The organism is Clostridioides sp. GD02377 (assembly GCF_045899875.1).
Lineage (GTDB): Bacteria > Bacillota > Clostridia > Peptostreptococcales > Peptostreptococcaceae > Clostridioides > Clostridioides difficile_A.
The window spans coordinates 1-440 of record NZ_JBJODA010000083.1; the positions used below are offsets into that span (position 1 = coordinate 1).

The following is a 440-nucleotide window of genomic DNA, read 5'->3' on the forward strand; positions in this document are numbered from 1 at the left end:
TTCCAAGGTAGCTCAACGGTGGAGCAACCGGCTGTTAACCGGTAGGCTGTGGGTTCGAGCCCCACCCTTGGAGCCAAAAAAGCCGAAGTGGCGGAACTGGCAGACGCACAGGACTTAAAATCCTGCGGGACTTACCTCTCGTACCGGTTCGATTCCGGTCTTCGGCACTTATAAAACAATATCGCGGAGTGGAGCAGTTGGCAGCTCGTCGGGCTCATAACCCGAAGGTCGTAGGTTCGAGTCCTGCCTCCGCAACCATTAAAAATCAAAACGGCTCGTTGGTCAAGAGGTTAAGACACCGCCCTTTCACGGCGGTAACAGGGGTTCAATTCCCCTACGAGTCACCAATTAAATATGCGGGTGTAGCTCAATGGTAGAGTTCTGGCCTTCCAAGCCAGCTGTGAGGGTTCGATCCCCTTCACCCGCTCCAAAAATGGGAC

Annotated in this window: 5 tRNA genes; all 5 read left to right on the forward strand. The window is 54.1% G+C overall.

Features of this window, described 5'->3' with window-relative positions:
• The first annotated feature begins 1 nt into the window (after position 1).
• The 5 genes from Q3304_RS20925 (at position 2) to Q3304_RS20945 (ending at position 430) form a co-directional block, all read left to right on the forward strand.
• Positions 2-76 (forward strand) — tRNA-Asn (locus tag Q3304_RS20925).
• A 5-nt stretch (positions 77-81) separates the two neighbouring features.
• Positions 82-167: transfer RNA gene (locus Q3304_RS20930), tRNA-Leu, on the forward strand.
• 15 nt (positions 168-182) lie between these two features.
• Positions 183-258, forward strand: a tRNA-Met gene (locus Q3304_RS20935).
• Positions 259-272: 14 nt separating this feature from the next.
• Positions 273-347, forward strand: a tRNA-Glu gene (locus tag Q3304_RS20940).
• A 9-nt stretch (positions 348-356) separates the two neighbouring features.
• Positions 357-430 (forward strand) — tRNA-Gly (locus Q3304_RS20945).
• The last annotated feature ends 10 nt before the right edge of the window (positions 431-440 follow it).